The sequence below is a fragment of the Nostoc sp. DSM 114160 genome (genome assembly GCF_053470305.1).
Genome location: NZ_JBPFGO010000004.1, coordinates 821,861 through 844,662, shown reverse-complemented (window position 1 = coordinate 844,662; position 22,802 = coordinate 821,861). Strand labels below are relative to the sequence as shown.

16 protein-coding genes and 1 pseudogene are annotated in these 22,802 nt (G+C 43.2%); 12 read left to right on the top strand and 5 right to left on the bottom strand.

What is annotated here, in order from left to right; all coding sequences use genetic code 11:
* The first annotated feature begins 357 nt into the window (after positions 1–357).
* The 10 genes from NSTCB13_RS35545 to NSTCB13_RS35500 all read left to right on the top strand — a co-directional run bounded on the left by NSTCB13_RS35545 (position 358) and on the right by NSTCB13_RS35500 (position 15,851).
* Positions 358–4,257, top strand: coding sequence for a PAS domain S-box protein (locus NSTCB13_RS35545; RefSeq protein ID WP_448275692.1), 3,900 nt, complete (start codon positions 358–360; stop codon positions 4,255–4,257).
* Between the two features lie 443 nt (positions 4,258–4,700).
* Positions 4,701–5,084 carry a beta-lactamase hydrolase domain-containing protein gene (locus NSTCB13_RS35540; RefSeq protein WP_445626339.1) on the top strand — a complete coding sequence of 128 codons (384 nt, stop codon included), beginning with the start codon at positions 4,701–4,703 and terminating at the stop codon, positions 5,082–5,084.
* Between the two features lie 325 nt (positions 5,085–5,409).
* Entirely contained in the window at positions 5,410–7,818 is a 2,409-nt protein-coding gene (locus NSTCB13_RS35535; protein WP_448275691.1) for a sucrose synthase, read from the top strand.
* A 4-nt stretch (positions 7,819–7,822) separates the two neighbouring features.
* Positions 7,823–8,239 (top strand): hypothetical protein, encoded by a 417-nt coding sequence (locus tag NSTCB13_RS35530; protein WP_448275689.1) that lies wholly within the window; start codon positions 7,823–7,825, stop codon positions 8,237–8,239.
* Positions 8,172–11,225 (top strand): beta-phosphoglucomutase, encoded by a 3,054-nt coding sequence (pgmB, locus tag NSTCB13_RS35525; RefSeq protein WP_448275688.1) that lies wholly within the window; start codon positions 8,172–8,174, stop codon positions 11,223–11,225. The genes NSTCB13_RS35530 and pgmB overlap by 68 nt, the downstream gene beginning before the upstream one ends.
* Positions 11,226–11,829: 604 nt before the next feature.
* On the top strand, positions 11,830–13,179 hold the full coding sequence (locus tag NSTCB13_RS35520; protein ID WP_448275686.1) for a PAS domain-containing sensor histidine kinase: 1,350 nt from the start codon (positions 11,830–11,832) through the stop codon (positions 13,177–13,179).
* 294 nt (positions 13,180–13,473) lie between these two features.
* Complete coding sequence (locus NSTCB13_RS35515; protein WP_445626335.1) at positions 13,474–13,911, top strand: RrF2 family transcriptional regulator; 438 nt, start codon at positions 13,474–13,476, stop codon at positions 13,909–13,911.
* A gap of 119 nt (positions 13,912–14,030) precedes the next feature.
* Positions 14,031–14,423 (top strand): pentapeptide repeat-containing protein, encoded by a 393-nt coding sequence (locus NSTCB13_RS35510; protein WP_289795697.1) that lies wholly within the window; start codon positions 14,031–14,033, stop codon positions 14,421–14,423.
* Between the two features lie 97 nt (positions 14,424–14,520).
* Positions 14,521–15,009, top strand: coding sequence for a DUF2243 domain-containing protein (locus NSTCB13_RS35505; protein ID WP_445626334.1), 489 nt, complete (start codon positions 14,521–14,523; stop codon positions 15,007–15,009).
* Between the two features lie 236 nt (positions 15,010–15,245).
* A complete protein-coding gene (locus NSTCB13_RS35500; RefSeq protein WP_448275684.1) occupies positions 15,246–15,851 on the top strand; it encodes a DUF4129 domain-containing protein in 606 nt (201 codons plus the stop codon).
* Between the two features lie 47 nt (positions 15,852–15,898).
* On the opposite strand, the gene NSTCB13_RS35495 is transcribed toward NSTCB13_RS35500, so the two are convergent.
* Positions 15,899–17,179 carry an acetylornithine/succinylornithine family transaminase gene (locus NSTCB13_RS35495; RefSeq protein WP_448275682.1) on the bottom strand — a complete coding sequence of 427 codons (1,281 nt, stop codon included), beginning with the start codon at positions 17,177–17,179 and terminating at the stop codon, positions 15,899–15,901.
* A gap of 217 nt (positions 17,180–17,396) precedes the next feature.
* Entirely contained in the window at positions 17,397–17,777 is a 381-nt protein-coding gene (locus NSTCB13_RS35490) for a hypothetical protein (RefSeq protein ID WP_448275680.1), read from the bottom strand.
* Positions 17,778–17,902: 125 nt separating this feature from the next.
* On the opposite strand from NSTCB13_RS35490, the gene NSTCB13_RS35485 reads away from it, so the two are divergent.
* Positions 17,903–18,085: a hypothetical protein gene (locus NSTCB13_RS35485; RefSeq protein ID WP_229458098.1), complete on the top strand. Its 183-nt coding sequence runs from the start codon at positions 17,903–17,905 to the stop codon at positions 18,083–18,085.
* 132 nt (positions 18,086–18,217) lie between these two features.
* The gene (locus NSTCB13_RS35480; RefSeq protein WP_322695360.1) at positions 18,218–19,234 is read left to right on the top strand and encodes a potassium channel family protein; all 1,017 of its coding nucleotides are present in this window, start codon (positions 18,218–18,220) and stop codon (positions 19,232–19,234) included.
* A gap of 298 nt (positions 19,235–19,532) precedes the next feature.
* Here NSTCB13_RS35480 and NSTCB13_RS35475 read toward each other — a convergent pair whose 3' ends face one another.
* The 3 genes and pseudogenes from NSTCB13_RS35475 to lysA all read right to left on the bottom strand — a co-directional run bounded on the left by NSTCB13_RS35475 (position 19,533) and on the right by lysA (position 22,772).
* Positions 19,533–20,282: an isoprenyl transferase gene (locus NSTCB13_RS35475; RefSeq protein WP_445626329.1), complete on the bottom strand. Its 750-nt coding sequence runs from the start codon at positions 20,280–20,282 to the stop codon at positions 19,533–19,535.
* Entirely contained in the window at positions 20,279–21,202 is a 924-nt protein-coding gene (cdaA, locus tag NSTCB13_RS35470) for a diadenylate cyclase CdaA (RefSeq protein WP_322695362.1), read from the bottom strand. Before cdaA ends, NSTCB13_RS35475 begins: the two co-directional genes overlap by 4 nt.
* Positions 21,203–21,373: 171 nt before the next feature.
* Positions 21,374–22,772 (bottom strand): annotated as a pseudogene (gene lysA, locus NSTCB13_RS35465) (diaminopimelate decarboxylase).
* Positions 22,773–22,802: the final 30 nt, after the last annotated feature.

Here is a 22,802-nt window from a genome sequence, read left to right as displayed (position 1 = left end):
AGACTATCAAAACTATCACTTAAGGTAATATCTTGAGTTCGCAAATCATCTATTTATAAATTTGACAATAGAATGAATTTGACGGCTGTAAAATTTTATTTACTTTCTAGTTTAGTTACTAACTTGTATTGTATGTATTAGTCATTATAATAGTTCAATCCTGTATTTATCAATACAATTAATTTATAGTTGCTTTATAGTTAATTTATAATTACATTTTAGCCGCTTGCTAGTTGCTTGATAGTTATTCCGCCACAATAATTTCTGATGTTCAATAGCTGACTCGTTTTGCCTGTTGCTGACTTCTGCTAATTTGTCCTGAATGTCAAAAAGTTTATTAGTATTGATAAATTAACTATGCAATTTAACGATCGACTGATTAACTTACCTAGTTTAAATCATGTTATAAATTATTCTCCATTAACGATTAATCCTGATAGTTTTGTAATCGAAGCTATTTTATTGATGAGTCAACAAGGATGTATTAATTATGCATCTAGCAACTTAAATTCTTCGCTGAACTTAACTTTTGGAAATCAACCAAAATCTGGTTGTGTCTTGGTTATGGACGGAGGAAATTTATTAGGTATTTTTACTGAAAGAGATGTAGTTAGACTTATAGCTTCGAGAATAGATTTATCTGGGGTGACAATGGCTGAAGTGATGACGCAGCCAGTAATTACCCTTAGACAATCAGATTCTCAAGATATTTTCATCGCTTTATCGTTATTGCGTGAGCATCAAACTGGCTATTTGCCCGTTTTAGACGATCGCGGACAATTGGTAGGAGTCATTAACGAGACTAGCTTGCTACAAGCCTTTGACTTGGTAAAAATGGTAGGGGTCGTTGAAGGCTTGCAGCAATATTTACAAAAACCCAGAGATGAATTTAGCCAGGTTAATCAGTATACAGAGATACAGCAAGTGTGCTGCCAGACTCAAAATAACTTAAAGCTATGGGTTGAGGCACAATCGGCTGAAATTATGCAAGTTAATCAGGAGCTTCAGCAAGCCCTCGAAGAACTCCAGGTTGTGGAAGAAGAACTGCGCGAACAAAATGAAGAGTTGGGCGTTGCCCGCGAACTAGTAGAATTGGAGCGTCAACGTTACCGGGATTTGTTTGAGTTCGCTCCAGATGCTTATTTGGTAACTGATACAGTAGGTATTATCCAAGAGGCTAACCGAGCAGCAACAATCTTGCTCGCTGTACGCCAAAAATATTTGCTAAACAAACCATTAATTTTATTTATTCCTTACCAAGACCGTCACACTTTTAACACTCGACTAATTAATAAACAGCAGGAACAGAAGTGGGAAGCTTACTTAAAACCACGGGGAGGTACAGCTTTTCCGGCTAGTATTAAAGCCGCTGCCATGTACGATTCAAAGGGTAAGCAAGTTGGCTGGCGCTGGTTACTCTGCGATATTAGCGAACGCCACCAGGCAGAGGAATCACTGCGCCAAGCTTACGAGGAGTTAGAACAACGAGTGGCGGAACGAACAGCAGAACTTGTGATGTCCAATGTTCTGTTGCAACAAGAAATTACCGTTAGCGAAGCTGCCCGAAGGGATCGCCAACGCGCAGAAGTTGCATTACGCCAGAGCGAAAACCTCTATCGCCAACTCGTGGAAAGCCAAACTGACATAATTATCCGCATTGATTTACAAGGGCAGATTACCTTTGCCAATGCAGCTGCTTGTCAAATTTTCGGTTGGAAACAAGATGAGTTTCGCGGTCAGTCAATTTTCCAATTTATTCATCCAGATGACTTGCCTGAAGCGATGGAAGATGTGGCAGCTTTAGGATCTTCATTGTATCCCTTGATGAATCGCGAGCAACGTGCATTGACAGTCAACGGTATCCGCTGGTTTCAATGGAATGCGATCGCAATTCGTAACGACAAAGGAGAGGTTGTTGAAATCCAAGAGGTAGGCAGAGATATTACCGAACAGCAAGCTACGCTACACGAACGCCAACTTGCCGAAGCAGCACTGCGTCAAAGTGAAGAAAAATTTCGCAAATTTGCCGAAAACACCCACGCAGTTATCTGGATTGCCAGCACAGATTCATTCCGAACCTTGTATGTTAGTCCTGCCTATGAAAAAATTTGGGGTCGCTCTTGCCAAAGTTTATTGGAGCGGCCTGAGTCTTGGATAGACTCCGTTCATCCAGACGATCGCGGTCTAACCACTAAAGCAGCAAAGCAACAGCTTAGTGGTGAATCCGCTTCAATAGAATATCGAATTTTCCGACCTGATGGATCGATGCGCTGGATTTGGGATCGGAGTTTTACTGTCTATGATGACCAAGGAAAAGTTCTATACTATGGTGGCATCGCCGAAGATATCACCAAACGCAAACTGGTCGAAGAGTCACTGCAAGAAAGTGAAGCGCGATTGAGTTTAGCTACCGAAGCAGCCCAAATTGGCATCTGGGAGCGGAACTTGATCGCTAATACTGGTATTTGGTCTGCCAATATGGGGCCACTTTATGGTCTACCGAGCAACAGCTTGTGTCCAACCTATGAAGATTATCTCAATTTAATCTATCCAGAAGACCGCGAATCTGTGGCTGCGAGTATAGCGCGGATGATTGAGCAAGGAAAGGGATCTATAGAGTATCGAATTGTCTGGCCCGACGGCAGCTTACACTGGTTAAACTGCAAAGGTCAGGTTTACTATAACGAAATCGGTCAGCCGATCCGGATCGTCGGCACAAATAGGGATGTCACTGAGCGCAAGTTGGCAGAACAAAAAATCTCTGAACAAGCCGCTTTACTTGATATTGCCACCGATGCCATATTAGTTCGAGATTTCCAGTCTCAAATCTTATTCTGGAATCAAGGTGCAGAGCGGATGTACGGTTGGCTTTCTACAGAGGCGATCGGAAAAAACCTCCAGGAGATTTTTCACACAGCAGGAACTCAGCAGCAATTGGAAGTACCCCTGAAAAGAGTAATTGAGAGTGGCTCTTGGCAAGGTGAGTTAAATAAAGTTACAAAATCTGGTCAGAAAATTCTTGTGGAAAGCCGCTGGACATTGATGCGCGATTCTGCGGGAAAACCCAAATCCATCCTGACTGTTGACACTGACATCACCGAAAAGAAACAACTCCAAGAGCAGTTTTTTCGCACCCAGCGATTGGAAAGCCTTGGCACTCTTGCAGGTGGAATTGCCCACGACTTGAACAATATATTGACACCAATTTTGGCAGCGGCTCAATTGCTACAGGGAAGATTTTTACAAGATGAGGAGCGTTCTGGGCAACTTTTGGCACTTGTAGAAACCAACGCCAAACGCGGAGCAGCTTTAGTAAAGCAAATCTTGTCCTTTGCGCGAGGAAATAAAGGAGAGCGAAGAATTATCCAAATCCAGCATCTGATTTCAGAAATTGTCCAAATTGCCAAACAGACATTTCCCAAATCTATTGAACTTTCCACGTTTATCCCAGAAGAAATTTGGGCTGTAAATGGAGACATCACACAACTGCATCAAGTATTGATCAATCTGGTAGTAAATGCCCGCGATGCTCTACCAGATGGCGGTAATATCAATATTTCTGTAGAAAATAAGTTTATTGATGAAGCTTATACGCGAATGAATCTTGATGCCAAGGTTGGGCATTATATTGTGATTACCGTTGCCGATAACGGAATTGGGATACCGCCAGACATAATAGATAGAATTTTTGAGCCATTTTTTACTACAAAACAAGTCAATGCAGGTACCGGACTTGGACTTTCAACAGTGCTGGGAATCATCAGAAACCACGACGGTTTTATCAAAGTGTCTAGCAATGTTGATATAGGCAGCAAATTTGACCTGTTTTTACCAGCAGTGGAAGCAACCCAAGCGTTCAACATAGAAGACCTGGATTTGCTTCCAGGAGAGGGAGAATTGATTTTGGTTGTGGATGATGAACCCCAAATTCGGGAGATTGTCACAATCATCTTGGAAAAGCATAACTATAAGATACTAACTGCCAGTAATGGCATTGAGGCGATCGCGCTTTACGCCCAATACGAGCATCAAATCAATGCCGTATTGATGGATCTAATAATGCCAAAAATGGATGGAATCATCGCCATTCGCACCTTGCGAAGAATGAATACGCAAGTTCAAATTATTGCCTGTAGCGGACTCAACTCAATGGAAATCTTTGCTCAATCTGCTGATGATAATGTACAAGCAGTTTTATTAAAACCCTATACAGGTAGAGAATTATTAAAAACCTTACACAATTTATTCAGAGGCTAGTACCGCTTCGCGTAATTCGTAATTCGTAATTCGTAATTCGTAATTCCCATTGTGTAAGGGTTTTAGACATTTCAAATGGGTAGCTAATTTACGCCTAAGTGTGCTAGTAGCACAAGGCAAAAGTTAAAAGGCAAAAGTCAAAAGGCAAAAGTCAAAAGTCGCGTATGCTTTAATTTTGGGCTTTCTAGCCGTAATGAAATGGCGCGATCGCTTTTTTCAAACTATTGAGAACGAAATCAAACGTTTATCACAACTGATTCATGACCTGCTCGATCTTTGAAAGTCTCTCCCTTATCTGCCGCCTCTTCCTTGTCTACCTTGTCTCTTCACCATGCCCAATGCACCAATTCTTTAGATTTTGATGATTTCCTCACAAGTTCCTCAAATTGCTTTGCTAGGGTTAAAGCTAGGGCAATGTCGGCAAAATGGAGTTAATCCGGCTGATGAACATTATTAGGGAAATTAATCATGAGTTAGCGATCGCAGGGCAAATTACACCAGATCAGCTACAACAAATAGCTGATGATGGTTATAAGTCTGTAGTGAATCTACGTATGGCTGACGAAACAGGTTTGCTGGCTACTGAACAAGAAAAAACTGAGCTTTTGGGATTGTATTATGTTAATTTCCCAACTAAATCTGAAGATATTAATCATCAATGTATGCTCCAGATATCTGAACTCATCACTGAACTACCTAAACCGACTTTGATACATTGTGATAATTCAATTCGTTCAGCTGCAATAGTATTTTTGTATATCGCTCTTAAACAGGGTATAGGCTTTGAAAAAGCCCTACAAAAAGTTATTAATATAGGCTTGATATAAGACTAGTACCGCAAGGTGGAAGTCAAAAGTTGACCCTGAGTGCAGTCGAAGGGTCAAAAGCTAAAAGTCAAAATAATTATATTTCAAGCTTACTAGCGATCGCTCCAATTTGGCTTTAGTACTTAATTGAAAATAGTGTTTTATACCTTGCCTTTCTCTACTTCCTCATCCCATAGATTTGAAGTTCTCACAGCCTTTCATCCCAGAGCTAGACGCAAAGATTTTTATAGTAATTTACGATCGTTTGGGGAATATACCTCAGCAAACCGAAAACTGGAAAGAAAAATGAGGTTATCACCTAGCTAAATTTCTGGAATTCGTCATCATGTATGAACTAGTTCAAGCTCTCTCCAACGGTGATGAAAAAACTGCTCTGCATCAGTTGATTTATGCATTGAGTGTTTCAGGTAAGCATTACTTCCTAAGAAATGAGATTTTGCTTTTCTTTGCTGATTACTGTCATCAATCGCAAAAGCCAGCCTATTTTTACCACTCTTCTTCTGTTGGCAAACTAATACAATATACCCACGAAATCATTCTCGAAGAGGAAAGAACTTGGTTCGTGATTCGACCGAGGATTGCTAATCAAGAAGTTTGGCAACTGACAGCCGATAGCAGGTTCGAGCAGATGACGCCTCAAGCGCTGTTAGATGTGAGAGATCGTCTAGTCAACCGCTACCAACCCCATATCCTCGAAATCGACCTCCACCCCTTTTATGAGAGTTCTCCAAGAATTGATGATGCGAGAAATATTGGTCAAGGTTTAGCCTTCCTCAACCGTTACCTGTGCAATCAATTGTTGACTGACTCTGAATATTGGGTAGAAATGTTATTTAAAGCATTACATAGGCTGCAATGCGATGGTATTCGCCTATTGTTAAGCGATCGCATTCCTTCCGGTATTCAGTTAGCCAAACAAATTAAGCTAGCCCTCAAATTCCTGAGCGAGCGATCGCCTGATGAACCTTATGAAAAATTCCGCTTTGATCTCCAAGAACTCGGCTTTGAGCCGGGTTGGGGTAATACTGCGGCGCGAGTCTCTGAAACTTTAGAACTCCTCGACCGACTCATTTACTCTCCCGAACCTGCCATTTTAGAAGCTTTTGTGGCCCGCGTCCCCGCCATCTTTCGCGTCGTCCTTGTTTCTGTCCACGGCTGGGTTGGACAGGAGGATGTTTTGGGAAGAGATGAAACACTCGGTCAAGTTATCTACGTCCTCGAACAAGCTCGCAGCCTAGAAAACGAACTGCGCGAACAAATCAAACTCGCTGGACTCGATCAGCTAGGTATTAAACCCCATGTGATTATTCTGACTCGATTAATCCCCAACTGTGAAGGCACATTTTGTAACCTGCCCTTAGAAAAAGTCCAAGATACTGAAAATGCTTGGATATTGCGCGTTCCTTTTGGTGAATTCAATCCAGAGATTACGAATAATTGGATTTCTAAATTTGAGATTTGGCCTTATTTAGAACAATTTGCAATAGATGCAGAAAGAGAATTACTAGCTCAATTCCAAGGCAAACCTAATTTAGTTGTTGGCAATTACAGCGATGGTAATTTAGTAGCCTTTCTGCTATCTCGCCGCATGAAAGTCACCCAATGTAACATTGCCCATTCTTTGGAAAAACCTAAATATCTATTTAGCAATTTATATTGGCAAGATTTAGAAGATAAATATCATTTTTCGGCACAATTTACCGCCGATTTGATTAGTATGAATGCAGCTGACTTTATCATCACATCGTCCTATCAAGAAATTGTCGGTACGCCTGATACCATCGGTCAATACGAGTCATACAAGTGGTTTACGATGCCGCAGTTGTATCATGTAGTTGATGGCATTGATTTGTTTAGTCCTAAATTTAACTTCGTGCCGCCGGGAGTAAATGAAAATATTTTCTTTCCCTACAGCCAAAAAGAAAACCGAGATTCTAAACTTGGCACACAAGTCCACGATTTACTCTTTACCCGCGAAGATCCACAAATTCTTGGTTATTTAGAACGCCCCAATAATCGACCAATTTTTGCCCTTGATACCATCAATTCAATCAAAAATTTCACTGGTCTAGCTGAATGTTTTGGTAAAAGTCAGGCGTTGCAAGAGCGTTGTAACCTGATTTTATTAACTACTAAACTGCATTTACATGAAGCTAGCAACCCAGAAGAAGCAGAAGAAATTCAAAAACTCCACGACATTATCGACCAATATCATCTCGATGGCAAGATTCGCTGGGTGGGGATGCGTGTTCCTAGCCGGGACATCGGCGAAGCCTACCGAGTAGTTGCCGATTCTCAAGGAATTTATGTCCATTTTGCCCGTTTTGAATCCTTCGGTCGGAGTATTTTGGAAGCGATGATTTCTGGCTTGCCAACTTTTGCTACCCAATTTGGCGGTTCTTTAGAAATTATCGAGAACAAAGAAAACCAATTTAATCTTAATCCTACAGACTTAGAGGGAACAGCAACGAAAATTTTAGACTTCCTTGAACAATGCGATACTCATCCTGAATACTGGCACGAAGTTTCAGAATGGATGAGTCAGCGAATTCATCACAAATATAATTGGCATTTACATAGTAATCGATTGCTACTGCTTGCTAAGATATTTAGTTTTTGGAACTTTGTTGCTCCCGAAAATAACGAAGCTAGAGATCGCTACATGGAAACCTTATTTCATCTCATTTATAAACCTAGAGTCGAAAAGATTTTGGAAAAGCATAAGGGGGGATGAGGGAGTGGGGAGTGGGGGAGTAGGGGAGCAGGGGAGCAGGGGAGCAGGGGAGCAGGGGGGAGTTAGAAATGGATTTCATCCACCTCGGAACTGGATTCATCCACCTCGGAACTCCGTTCATCCACCTCAGAACTCCGTTCATCCACCTTGGAACTGGATTCATCCACCTCAGAACTCCGTTCATCCACCTTGGAACTGGATTCATCCACCTCGGAACTCCGTTCATCCACCTTGGAACTGGATTCATCCACCTCAGAACTCCGTTCATCCACCTCAAATACTAATTAACGGAGTTCAAAGACTCATTCATCTAGCTCAAAGACTCAAAATCCCGATTCCCCACTCGCCAACTTATGCAAACAAAAGGTTGTTCTCGCCATTTTATCTACACAGACTGGATATTAATCGAAACCCAGTTTGACCCTGAGCAATTGCACTCTAAAGAAACCGTCTTTACAATCGGCAATGGATACCTGGGAACAAGAGGCAGTTTTGAGGAAGGTTATCCTCATGCATTGCCAGCTACTTTTATTCACGGTGTCTATGATGATGTGCCTGTGGTATACACCGAACTGGTAAATTGCCCTGACTGGCTACCCTTGATAGTGATTGTAAATGGCGATCGCTTCCGTCTCGATCAAGGTGAGATATTGCGCTATGATCGGCAACTCGATCTGCGTCATGGACTACTGATCCGTGCCGTGCGTTGGCGCTCTCCCAGTGGGCACACTATAGACATCAGTTTTGAACGCTTTGCTAGTCTTGCAGATCCTCACGTTTTAGCGCTACGCTGCTATTTAACACCAATAGATTTTGATGGGTTAATCGAAGTTCAAGCTAGCATCAATGGCTATCCAGAAAATCAGGGGTTCAATCATTGGGAAGAATTAGACCAGGGCAAGATTAACCAAGGAATTTGGTTGCAACGCCGCACGCGCAACTCTCGAATTGAACTCGGTATGGCAACTAAGTTGACAATCTTAGGCACTGAAGCATCTTTGCAAGTCAATACTGCACCTGGTTATCCTACCTTGAGTACAACCTTCTTGGCTAAAACGCAGCAGACCGTAACTGTGGAAAAACTCGTGACAGTTTTTACTTCGCGGGAGATTGAAACACCAGTTCCAGCAGCTCGAGAAAAACTCACACACCTTCCAGATTACGCAACATTACTAAAAGCTCATGAACAGGCATGGGATGAGGTTTGGCAGCAAAGTGACATCATGATTGAGGGAGATAGCACAGCTACTTTTGCTGTTCGCTACAATCTGTTTCAACTGCTGATTGCTGCCCCACGTCATGATGATAGGGTGAGCATTCCTGCTAAAACCCTTTCGGGGTTTGGCTATCGCGGTCATGTCTTTTGGGATACGGAAATTTTTATGCAGCCCTTGTTTCTGTTTACCCAACCAGCGATCGCCCGCAACTTACTCAGTTACCGTTGGCACACCTTACCAGGAGCTAGACGCAAGGCAGGCCATTACGGATATAAAGGGGCAATGTTTGCTTGGGAAAGTGCTGATACCGGAGATGAAGTAACACCACGTTGGTCTATCGGCAGTGATTTTTATGGTGAAGACGTGCGGATTTGGTGTCGCGATCGCGAAATTCATATCAATGCAGATATCCCCTACGCAGTCTGGAACTACTGGCAAGCGACTGGTGATGATGACTGGATGCAAAAGTACGGCGCAGAGATTATCTTAGATGCCGCGATCTTTTGGGGTAGTCGAGTCGAATTCAATCCTGAGCGCTCATGGTATGAAATCCGGGGAGTAATCGGAGCGGATGAATACCATGAATTAGTCCACAACAACGCCTTTACAAACCGGATGGCGCAATGGCATCTAGAGAAAGCGATCGCCGTCTATAATTGGTTGGCTGACAAATTTCCCGAACGAGCCACCGAACTAGAACAGAAACTAAAGCTGACCCCAGAAGAGCGATCGCATTGGCAAGATATCATCGCCAAAATGTTGTTTTTCTATGATCCATCAACAGGACTAATCGAGCAGTTCGAGGGATTTTTCCAATTGGAAGATATCAACTTAGCAGATTATGAACCACGAGATCGCTCTATGCAACCGATCTTAGGTATTGATAAAACCAACAAATCTCAAGTACTTAAACAGCCAGACGTATTAATGCTCCTATATTTAATGCGAGAATCAGCAGATTTTCCCTACAACGAAAAAGCATTGCAGACAAACTGGGACTACTACGCACCCCGCACTGATATTACTTATGGTTCGTCCCTTGGCCCAGCAGTTCAAGCCATCTTAGCTTCCGATTTGGGCAAATCAGCTGAAGCTTACGAACAATTTATGCGGGCGTTAATGGTGGATCTTGAAGATAACCGAGGTAACACCAACGATGGAATTCACGGTGCTAGTGCAGGTGGGATTTGGCAAGCTGTAATTTTTGGATTCGGCGGCATCCAATTAACTGAAAATGGTCCTGTAGCCAACCCCCACCTACCCCCTGGCTGGACGCGTCTAAAGTTTAAACTGCACTGGCGCGGGAAATGGCACGACTTCGATCTACATCAGGGAAAAGTCGCCCAAGAGATAACTCGTCAACTAGAATTTCTCCAACTTTCCCTCTCCCCCGATCCCCCAAATTCCCACTCACAAGCTTCTGAACACCAGACTTCTTCCCCTGCTTCCCCTGCCTCCCCGGTCACTGAGCGACTTGCCTTGAGCGAAGTCGAAAGGAGCCGAAGTGCTGCTCCCCACAACCCCAACATCCAAGGATTCATCTTCGATTTAGATGGTGTGCTAACAGATACAGCAGAACTTCACTATCTCGCTTGGCAGAAGCTAGCTGATGAAGAAGGTATACCGTTTAATCGAGAAGCTAACGAAGCCCTGCGGGGTGTATCCCGTCGTGCTTCTCTGATGGTGATTCTTGGGAATAGAGCGTATTCGGAAGCACAAATTGAAGAGATGATGGAGCGCAAAAATCGCTACTATGTGGAATTGATCCAAAACATGACATCCCACGATTTGTTACCAGGTGCGATCGCTCTGTTGGATGAACTGCGGCAAGCTGGTATTAAGATCGGTATTGGTTCAGCGAGCAAAAATGCCCAGACTGTGATCGAGCGATTGGGCATTGCTGATAAAGTAGATGCGATCGCAGACGGTTACAGCGTACAAGAACCCAAGCCAGCACCCGACCTATTTCTGTACGCAGCCAAGCAACTAGGAATCGAACCAGCGCAATCTGTGGTTGTAGAAGATGCCGCAGCAGGTGTTGAAGCCGCTCTCGCTGCTGGGATGTGGGCAATAGGACTCGGCCCTGTTGAGCGAGTTGGAGCCGCTCATATTGTTTTACCCAGCCTAGAAGGTATTAGATGGGCTGACCTTCGAGAGCAATTGAGTAACATTTCTAGACAAAAACAGTGAACAAATGAGAACCGCTTGATTACTTACAGCAGATTTGAAGAAAGGTGAAGTATACAACGATTCGTCTTAAAGCCAGGTATAAAGTATATTTTATACCAATTCGTAATACTTCGGCTACGCCCAACTCTTGGAGAGGCTGCACTTCGACTCATTTCGGCTACGCGGTAATTGAGCGTAGTCGAAATTCAATGACCAACGCTCTGTTACCACGCCAACGACTACGCGGTAGTTGAATCTCGACTTACTTCGACTACGCTCAGTACAAGTCGCTCGATTACCGCGCAGCGATGCACTGAGCCTGTCCTGAGCGTAGCCGAAGGGCGCAGTCGAAGTGTCGAAACTCAGGACAAGCTCAGTACAAATTTGTAATTCGTAATTAAGAAAGTCAGATATGGCATGGCTTTCAGAGTTTGAATGTGTTGTCTCATTTTAGAGAATTGGTTTTACTTCTAAATTCTGCTGTATTAAGTCATAATCAGCCCGAAGAACTAAAACTACCTAAAACTATACTGAAATTACTGATAACTACTAAACTCCAAAAGCTAATATCGTCTAAGTAGGGAATCTAAAACAAAACCCAACTTTAGAAATTAGGAGCAAGAGCGTGAATTTGGACGATTTAGCTTTGCAGATAGAGAACATGCGTAAGCGCGTCGCCCTCTTGCAACGCCAGAGCGAACAGCAAAAAGCACAAGCAGATATTGAACTAGTTACCGCAGTATTTAAAGAAGTTTACCTGGCTTTGGAAGAACTGCAACTAGTAAATGAAGATTTAAAGCAGCAGAATGAAGAATTATCTAAAACTCAACAGGCTTTGGTAGCAGAAAGTCAACGCTACCAAGAATTATTTGAGGAAGTACCAGACGCTTATTTTGTGACTGATACAAAAGGAATAATTCAGGAAGCTAACTCAGCCGCCACCGCTCTACTTAACATTTCTAAAAGTTCGTTGTTGGGCACATCCATAGGGATTTTTGTAGTTGAGAAAGAAATAATTGCTTTTCATTTAAAACTAAATCATCTGCGCGATCGCGCTCAATTCCCAGACTGGAAAATGCAAGAGTGGGAAGTAACCCTGCGACCGCGTGACAAAACACCTATTATGGCTGCGGTTAAGGTGGTTGCTATCCGTAATCAATCTGGTGAGTTAGTTAGTCTGCGCTGGTTATTGCACGACATTAGCGAAAGCAAGCGAACCCAAGCCAAGCTGCAATGGGCAGAAGAGGCGATGCGACAAGCGCTTGCCAAAGAAAGGGAGTTTAGCGAACTTAAATCCCGCTTGCTCACCATCACTTCCCATGAGTTTCGCACCCCTTTGGCTACTATCCACTCTTCTGCGGAACTACTAGAACATTATCGCCACCTTTGGAGCGAACAGCGACAACAGACCCACCTGCGTCGCATTCAAAAATCAGTTATGCATATAACCCACTTATTAAATGATGTATTGGTGGTGAGTCAGGATGAAACAGGCAAGTTAGAGTTTAATCCAACACCGATAAATTTAGTGGAATTTTGCCGCGATTTATTAGAAGAATTACAACAGAGCGATCGCTCCCAACATGCGATCGTTTTTAGCAGTGAATGCCAATGCACATCTGCTAATTTAGACGCGAAACTACTGCGCCAAATCTTGAGTAATTTACTCTCAAATTGTCTAAAATACTCTCCCATTGGCAGTACAGTTAGGTTTTCTGTAACCACTGCCAACGAGCAAGTTATATTTCAGACTCAAGACTCTGGTATTGGCATTCCCTCCGCTGACATTGAACATATCTTTGAACCCTTCCATCGCGCTAGTAATACAGCCAATATCCCAGGAATGGGATTAGGGATGTCCATTGTCAAGCAGGCTGTAGATTTACACGGCGGCGAGATTACAGTTGAAAGTGCGATCGATGCGGGAACTACCTTTACAGTCATTCTGCCATTTTCAAGAAATTTCCATGTATAGCTAATTAATAGACTTTTTGCAAAAGTCGGGGTAAAGGTGAAGGGGAAAAGGGTAAAGAAACTCAAAATCCTTTCCCTTTACCCTAAGAGTGCAAAAATATATTTTTGCAAGAAGTCTAATCACTTTTATTTATCGAATTTAAAAACAAAAGTAATTGCTTGTATGCTAGAAGGTCTTTAAAGTGGAGTAAGCCGGTCAACAATAGGTTGATTGTAAAGTTTTTCTTCGCAGTAGCTTAGGGAAACAAACTCAAAGACTTTGTATCTTTAAATATGAGCTTAAAATATTACGCCTGTGGTAATCTCTAACAAATCAGAATACGCACTTCTAGCCCTGTTAGAGTTAGCAACCTGCTACCCTAAGGGTGAAGCCCTACAAATTCGAGAGATAGCGGCATTGCAAGACATCCCGAACCGCTATTTGGAACAACTCCTAGCAACCTTAAGACGTGGAGGTTTAATTAAGAGTATACGCGGAGCCAAAGGTGGCTATGTTCTGGCACGAGATCCCGGAAAGATTACAGTGTTGGATGCTTTTAGCTGCATGGAAGGGTCAGATATTGTTGTATCTCCCTGTGAACCGACTCCCAACACGGTAGAAGGTGAGCTAATTCAGGAAGTTTGGCAAGAAGCACGTCAGGCTGCTAACTCTGTTTTGGAAAAATATACACTCCAAGACCTTTGTGACCGAAGATCGAGCCGACAACAGAAGGAACTAATGTATTACATTTAGGAAGTATAATTACTAATTCGTAATTCGGAATACTCGCCTTCATGCCAGAAGCAAGCTACGTAATTCGTAATTAAAAAGGGAAGATGAAAGTAAGAACGAGCAATCTGTGACGCTGTTATATGCCTGAAGTCAATTTTCAACAGCCGATAAATAGTGCTGCTACTCTTGTGGAGAGTTATGCAGCAGGAAAACGGAACTTTAGTAAAGCAGAACTGGGTAATGCTGATTTGCAAGGCATTAACTTGAAAGGATCTGACCTGAGTTATGCTGACTTGAGTGAAGCTAACCTTAGTAGCGCTAATTTGAGGGGAACTGATTTGAGCTTTGCCGATCTTAGTCAAGCTAATCTGAAGGATGCCGATCTTAGGGGAGCATTATTGATGTCAGCAAATCTCCGCCAAGCCGCTCTTAAAGGAGCGAACCTGGAAAAAGCAGATTGCGATCGCAACACCCATTTTCCCCAAGATTTCGACCCGGTGAAAGCGGGTATGCAGATTAAATTTGAAGATTGATTAATTTAAGTTAAGCGATCGCACTTGCCTCAAGATAGAAGATATTTCTCTCACAAGAGTTGTATTTTGGTAAAAAAGCCTATCTATGAGGTTGACAATGGAGGCGAAAAGTGAAATCCTCAACCGACGCGCACCACTAATCACTGCTGGAATTTTTCTTGGTGTGGGTCTTGGAGGGTTTATTGATGGAATATTACTACATCAAATCCTCCAGTGGCATCATATGCTGAGTAACATTAGACCTCTGACAAACAGGGCGAATATAGATTTGAACATGGTGTGGGATGGATTATTTCATACCTTAGATTGGGTATTCACCGCGGCTGGACTTGTGTTACTATGGCGTGCTGGAAGACGTGATGATGTTCCTTGGTCATCACAGACCTTTATTGGATCGATACTGATTGGTGGTGGATTGTTCGACTTGGTTGAAGGTTTAATTGACCACCAAATTCTCGGTGTCCATCATGTTAAACCAGGCCCAAATGAGTTAGCTTGGGATCTAGGATTTCTGGCATTCGGTGCGCTACTTGTTCTTATCGGCTGGCTAATGATAAAAAAAGAGTCAAGAGTCATTAGTCATTAGTCATTGGGCGTTAGGAGTGCTGTTAGCGATAGCTCGGCGTTTAGCCCGTGCTGAGTTAGGAGTTAAGAGTTAAAAGTAGAGACGCGATTAATCGCGTCTCTACAAGAGTTAGGAGTTTTGCTTATCTCCTTGTCCCCTTGTCTCCTAACTCCCTCACTCCCTCACTCCCTCACTCCCTCACTCCCCCGCTCCCCTGCTCCCCTGCTCCTCCGCTCCCCTGCTCCCCACTCTCCTCTATGACAGATACTTTTGAAAAAACTAGCTGGAGTTGGCATTTGTCTCAATTCCAACAACAAGCGGGTGAATGGTGGGAATACCAGTTTTACCGCTTTGAACGGGCTTTACCAGAATTGCCTACTGGATGGTCAATTAGTCCTTGGCTTGGTGAATTGCTGAAATTCTTGTTTTGGCTGGTACTGGGATTATTTGTAGCGTGGGTGGGTTGGCGATTATGGCGAGAATTCAGTCCTTATATATATTCTTGGCTAAATAGAAGTGGCAATCTCACTGATTTTCGTGTCAAAACTCGCTCCAATGAGTCATCCATAGCCCTTTTGTTGGAGCGATCGCAAGAATTTTACCGTCAAGGTAACTACCGTGAGGCTTGCCGTTGTGTTTATTTAGCGATGTTGCAGCAGTTGGATAAAAGTGCGATCGCACCCCACAAACTCAGCCGTACTGATGGAGAATATTTGCAATTGCTGCGATCGTCTGTGACTCCCATACAGCCTTATGAAACTTTAATTACTACTCACGAGCAATTATGTTTTAATAATGCTGAGATTTTGCCAGACAATTATGAGCAGTGTCGGCAAGCTTATCGAGAAATTTCCCCGGAATGAAAAAGAGACGTTGCATTGCAACGTCTCTACACAAAACAAACAATATTCTATTTGTCGAGAATTGCGATCGCCTTGTCCACAGCTTGCAAGGCAGCATTGACTTCTGCCTCTGTAACAATTAACGGTGGCACAAACCGGACTACTTTTGGCCCGGCTGGTACTAACAATACACCTTCCTTGATAGCAGCATTGACGACATCGGCTGCGGTTATCTCGATGTCGGCTCGTAACTCCAAACCGTTGATTAAGCCCCAACCCCGAACTTCGCCAATGTGCTGAGGATATTTCGCGGCGATCGCCTTCAATCCAGATCGCAATTGTTCGCCCCTGTCTTGCACATTCTGCAAAATATTTTCCCGTTCCAATGTCTGGCAAACACTGAGTGCTACACCACACACAAAAGGATTTCCGCCAAAGGTGCTAGCGTGTTCTCCTGGTTGAAAAACATCGCAAAATTTCTTGCTCATCATTGCACCGATGGGGACACCTCCACCTAAGCCTTTAGCACTGGTGAAAATATCCGGTTCAACGCCGAGATGTTCGTAAGCCCATAATTTGCCGCTACGCCCCATACCAACTTGCACTTCGTCGAAAATCAACAAAACGCCAGTTTCATCGCAAATTTGCCGGAGCTTTTTGAAATAGGCAACATCTCCTGGACGTACACCCCCTTCTCCCTGCAATGGCTCGATCAGAATTGCTGCTACCCGATAATCGCCTTCATCCAACTCGCTAATCGCTACTTCCACAGCGTTAATATCGTTGTAATTTACATAGTGGAACCCAGGAACCAAAGGATCAAAATACTTTTGATACTTCGGTTGGGCAGTGGCGGTAATGGTTGCCAAAGTCCGCCCGTGGAAACTGGCATTGGCGGTTAAAATAATCGGTTTTTCAATGTCTAATACTGTGTGGGCGTATTTCCGCGCCAGTTTAATTGCGGCTTCGTTAGCTTCAGCACCAGAGTTGCAGAAAAATACGCGATCGGCACAGGAACGATCGACAAGCCATTTTGCCAATTCACCTTGCTCAGGAATGTAATACAAATTAGAGACATGGTGCAGCTTTTGGATTTGGCGTGTTACCGCTTCTACCATCGCTGGGTGGGCATGTCCTAAAGTACAAGTAGCAATTCCCGCTACAAAGTCCAGATATTCCCGCCCCTGCGTATCCCAAACCCGGCATCCAGCACCCCGTTCTAGGGCTAAGGGAAACCGAGCGTAGGTAGACATGACAGCTTCATTAAAGCTATCTGTATCAAAGGGACTAGATGCTACAGACCCTGATGGGGGGATGGTGGCTTGGTCAACGAGAGTTTGTAGGCTCACTACCGCTCCTCCTGAAAGTTTTTCATTATATAGTTATTTACTAGTTTCCTAGAAATCCCTAAAAAATACTTTTTATTTAGCACAACTCGTACTTCTTCTTAGGCTAACGTTTATATGACCTCAAAGGCCTGGTGGTGATGAAAAAAACTTTGTACTCAACACTTGAGCAAGTTAAAGCCACAGATCCCCGACTTCTTTAAAAAGTCGGGGATCTTCTCTATCGCGATTGACTGAGTAGCCCAACAACCATTTCAAGGTGCATCTTAGCTTTGTGCATCAGCAGGTTCTCTTGGTCAAACCTATCGGGGTAAGCCATTCTCCTACCTTCCAAGGTTATTTTGATGAGTGCTGCTTGCTCATCTGTGGGTGAATTCATTTCATCTATCACCCCTTCAAAAAATTGAATGACGCTAAGTCCAGGAGATTTTAATCCCCTTCCTTCTCTTAGCTGCCCAAGTGCTAGCTGAGGGAATGCCATCAGAGAAGTAAGGTAGCTGACTTTGTATGCCGCACTCCCTGTAGGTTTAACACCGTATCGACGGCATAAGTCACGTAATTCTGGGATGGTTTTGATTTCTAACTCGGAACGCGTGAACATAAAATAGAGTTACCTCTTGTAAAAGTGGTATCGGTAGGTAACAACTTTTCCAGGGATGATACCTACCGATTTAACCTTTATTTCCTTGTATACATCAAATCAAGCCTTATTTATATCTCTCAACAATGCCTAACCCCAAGGGTAACCCTCAAAATTTTGAATCCTCTCAACCAAGTAGAGAGTTAACCGATAATCTCAGTTTCCGGGTTACTAAGGAAATGAAGGAAGAGGTGAAAGCACAAGAAGACCCTCCAGAATTCTGTAGACGCGCTATCCAAGAAGCACTAGATAAGAAAAAAGGTAAGTAGTTCTGAGTTATTGGACTATTAGTATAGATAACTTTAAAGTTAGTAGAAAACTAGAAAAAGTAGGCTAAAAGTACTATTTTTACGTCATTCTCAACACTTGAGCAAAAATATCAACGTATCCAAAAAGAGTTGATGGCGGGGGCGATCGCTCTTGGTGGTGTTTTCTTGATTGGCACTTTGTGGTACTGGTTAGTGGAGGGCTGGTCATGGGAAGATGCAGCTTACATGACAGTTATTACCTTAGCCACTGTGGGATACGGAGAGACGCACCCACTCGGTAGTCGAGGACGATTATTTACAATTGCCCTGATTTTGTTGGGTGTAGTCAATATCGGTTACATTGTCAATAGATTTACAGAAGCGATTATTCAAGGGTACTTTCAACAAGGAATTCGGTTACAGCAACAGAGGCGGTTAATGGAATCCTTAACAGAACACTACATCATTTGTGGATTTAGCCGGACTGGTCGGCAAATTGCCAAGGAATTTCGGACAGAAGGTGTAGCTTTTGTAGTAATTGATTCGGAGACGGAATCAATCCAAAGGGCGCAAGCTGAAGGTTATACAGCATACCAAGGTGACGCTACCCTAGATGACACACTCCTAAAAGTTGGTATTGAACGGGCGATGTGTATTGTTGCAGCCCTTCCCTCTGATGCTGAAAATTTATACATTGTGTTATCAGCAAAAACGCTGAATTCAGGAATTCGGGTGATCGCACGGGCAAGTACAGAAGAAGCTTTGCAGAAGTTACGACGCGGTGGTGCAGATGAAGTAATATCCCCCTATATTACTGGTGGGAAGCGTATGGCTGCTGCGGCTCTCAGGCCCCAAGTATTGGACTTTGTAGATGGGATTTTGACTGGTGCAGACCGCCAGTTATATATGGAAGAATTTTTACTCGACCCCGCTTTCTGTCCTGTTGTGGGTCAAAGTTTGCAAAAGGCGAGATTGCGATCGCAATCTGGGGCATTGGTTCTGGCAATTCACCGCATTGATGGCACTTTAATCGGTGGCCCCACTGGCGATACGATTTTAATGCCGGGAGATCGGCTAATTGGTATGGGTACAGCAGAGCAGTTGCGCAGCCTAAATCAAATTCTCGGCCCAATGAATTCTAAGAAACTGCGACGACCGAAAAATATTTGATTTTATTTAATTACTTTTTTATTAATTTAGGTATTGTTTGTATAAGTAATACCATTTTGGATTTTAGATACTTCGACTTCGCTCAGTACAAGTTTTAGATTTTGGATTGTGAAACATCCATTGGATAAATGTTTCAGTTTTCCATCTGCCGCAACCATTTTAAAAATTGGTATAAGTTGGCACAATAAAACCAAACTATGTGAAGAAAGATAAACTAGACTAAAACCCTTTTTCCTCCTGCCTGATGCCAACGGCAAATTTTTACACCGACCTACTTAGTCTAATTGCGTAAACAGATTTAGACTTTCCCAAATCGCCGCTCCCGTTGTTGGTAGGCACACAAGGCACGATGAAATTCGGCACGGTCAAAATCGGGCCAGAGAGCATCGGTAATATAAATTTCTCCATAAGCCATTTGCCAGAGAAGAAAATTTGAGAGGCGGATTTCTCCACTGGTGCGAATTAACAAATCTGGGTCAGTAATTCCGGCTGTGTATAAGTGGCTTTCAAACACCTGTTCATTAATTTCATCGGGTTGTAGCATACCTTGCTGGACAAGTTTAGCGATCGCCTGACAAGCTTGTAAAATTTCTTGCCGTCCGCCATAATTAGTTGCTACTGAAAATCGGATACCACGATTGTTTTTGGTTTCTTCCATTGAACGGGAAATTTCTTGTTGGAGCGATCGTGGCAGGTCTTGCAAATTCCCTACAAACTTAATTTGAACATTTTCTTCAACCATTTCCCGCAGTTCTTGACGCAAAACTCTTTGAAACAGAGTCATCAAAAAATCTACTTCTTCCTGCGGTCTTTTCCAGTTCTCTGTTGAAAAAGCATAAGCTGTCAACGCTTGAATTCCCCAATCCTGACAACAGCGAAGTAAATCCTTGAGAGCATCTACTCCTCGCTTATGACCCATAATTCGGGGTAGACCCTGACGTTTAGCCCATCGACCATTACCATCCATAATCACCGCAACGTGCTGCGGCAATAATTCTCGTTTTAAATCAGTAGGTAAATCTTGCAGTTTAGTTTGTTGTAGTGTCATTTTTTATCTCGAGAAGCAGTCGATGGTAATCTGAGTAAACGTGAAACTAGTGCTAGTGTCTTCCCACCTATCCGACGAACAAAACTCAACAGACCAGGAGCAACTGCTTCCCTATCCACGGTTGGGGACAAAACAGCCTCTAATGACTCTTTCAGTTTCCTAATCGTCAGCGGTCTATTTAGGGTTCCCCGTTCCGCTAAGGAAATAGAACCCGTTTCTTCAGAGACAACAACACAAATGCAATTTTCGACCCGCTCAGTAATTCCCATTGCTGCTCGGTGGCGTGTTCCCAGCTGGCGCGAGGCTGTGCGTCCCGAAAGTGGTAAAATTATACCTGATGACACGATCCGTGAGCCACGAATCAATGTCGCTCCATCGTGTAACAAAGTTTTCGGCTGAAAAATTGTCTGGATTAGTTCTTTAGAAACTTCCGCATTTAGCTTTACTCCTGGCACAGAAAAATCTCGCTCATCAATTGGCCCTGTGGTTTCCACAATTAGTAAAGCTCCAATGCGGTTTTTTGACAATTCTTTAACAGCCTCAACAATTTCATCAATTACGCTATCAGATTTGGGGATTGCCAGACGGTCAGGTTGAAACAGCTGGCGGAATTCGCCACGCCCCAATTGCTCCAAAAACCGCCGAAACTCTGACTGTAGAGCAACTGCCATCGCCACAGCACAACCAATCACCAACTTTTCTAGTACAAAACTTAGCAGAGGTAGTCCGAATCTGCCACTGAGTGCTGAGGCTAGCATTAAGATAATGAATCCCCGCACCATCCATAGTGTCCGGCGCTCACTAATAATAACTAGTATCATGTACGTCAGCGCCAGCACTAACACAATATCCAGAGTCCCAAGTAGCAAGGACTGTGACCACCCCAGGTTTGTCAGCCATTGCTTCCACCAATCTCTCATGACATCTGGATTAAACTTTTGCCTCTAATTTACAGTTGGTCATTTGTCATTTGTCCTCTCTTACAAAGTTCTGCTCGCCGGAAGCCGGCGCTCAGACTTTGCGCTTTGTCATTTGTCCTTTGTCATTTGCAAATGACCAATGACTAATGACTAATGACCAAGGACAAATGACTATTTCTTTAGTCTTTCTGGTAGGCGATCTTGTCGAATTAAATCTTCATAAGTTTCACGTTGCAAAATTAAATTTGCTTCGCCATTTGCCACTACGACTGCTGCCGGTCGAGGCAAGCGGTTGTAGTTAGATGCCATACTGTAATTGTACGCACCAGTTCCCATAACTACGAGAATATCCCCTGGTTCAGTCTTTGGAAGTAGAGCATTTTTAATCAGAATATCTCCTGATTCACAATGTTTACCAGCAATTGTGACTGTTTGGGTTAAAGGTGAAGACATTTTATTGGCAACTACAGCCCGATAAACTGATTGGTAAGTAATCGGTCGGGGATTATCAGACATTCCCCCATCGATCGCTACATAGGTACGAATTTCTGGGATAACTTTGGATGAACCAATAGTATAAGCAGTGACGCAAGCCGTGGCAATTAGCGATCGCCCCGGCTCGCTAAGTAATTTCGGCAAAGGCAGATTTTCGGCTGCACAAGCTGCTTGAATTACTTCACAAATCGCCTTCACCCACTCTTCAATGCTGGGGGGATCGTCTGATTCTATATATTTAATCCCTAAACCGCCACCAACATTTAACTCTGTAATATTTAAACCATACTTACTGGCATCTCGGAGCCACTGAACCATAACAGCCGCCAAATCTTGATGCGGTTGACGCTCAAAAATTTGGGAACCAATATGAGCGTGTACTCCTACGCAATTAAGCGCAGGTTGTTGACTGACAAAGGTAAAAACTTCATCTAAATCGTTGGGATCGAAGCCGAATTTGCTATCTAAGTGTCCCGTGCGAATATATTCGTGAGTGTGGCACTCAATACCGGGAGTTAACCGTAGCATAATGCGGATTGCTCGATCGGGTTGGGCGATTTCCACAAGGGTATGCAAACTCATACCAGTTATCCGCCACAACGGTAACACCAGACTCGATCGCTAAAATTAATTCTTCACGAGATTTATTATTTCCATGAAGATAAATTTTCTCGGGACTAACACCTGCTTGTAGGGCGGTGTAAAGTTCGCCCCCAGAAACTACATCGATTCCTAAACCAACAGACGCAGCGATCGCACAAACGGCTAAACAATTCCAAGCTTTTGAAGCATACAATACTTGAGATTCGCCCTTATAGTATTGCTTGAAAGCATCTCGGTATTGCTGACAAGCCGAACGTAGGGTTTCTTCATCTAAAATATATAAAGGTGAACCAAACTGCTCAACTAGGGTTGTGACATCACACCCACCAATTTCTAAGAGGTCATGATGATGAACTCTGGCAGTCAAGGGTAAAAGTTCTTGATTAGGCGATGGATTTGTGTTGGTGTCCCAACTTTGAGGTAAATATTGACTTCCAGAATGTTGAACCCCAGTGGGGTGAGTCGATACCATAACTATAAAAGTTTTCCTTGTTCAAATTAC